Source organism: Neisseria sp. P0001.S005, assembly GCF_051963715.1.
In genome coordinates this window covers 1-368 of record NZ_JBQCTZ010000770.1, presented here as the reverse complement: position 1 = coordinate 368, position 368 = coordinate 1, and the positions used below count along the sequence as shown (strand labels likewise).

Sequence of the window (368 nt, the reverse complement as noted above, 5' to 3'; positions counted from 1 at the left end):
TCCAGAGTTTCGGCAGCAGTCATTTCTTTCAAGATACGGCGTTTTTGTTCAACGTTGTAGCTTGGCGTAGACAGTACGCTTTCAAAATAATTGCGAACCCAGCGGCGCTCTTCGGTATTTGGGATGTAGATGTACTCTACCGCGATATGGCCGCAGTAGGTTTGTTTGAGGTTACTGATGATTTGGGACAGAGGCAGTTTGCTCTGACCGGAAAAATCGCCCTCACCCATATTGAACTGAAGCGCCATATCGGCATCTGACAGACCGTGGAATTTAGGATCGAGAGCTTCAATATTTTGAGGAGGAATACGTTTGAGCGGATCAAGTTGGGCTGCACCCACGCCTTGGATACGATAGGCAGAAATCAG

1 pseudogene is annotated in these 368 nt (G+C 47.8%); it reads right to left on the bottom strand.

Annotated features, from left to right (window positions below):
• A pseudogene (gene sucA, locus ACTHSP_RS22785) lies at positions 1 to 368 on the bottom strand (2-oxoglutarate dehydrogenase E1 component); the annotation flags it as partial.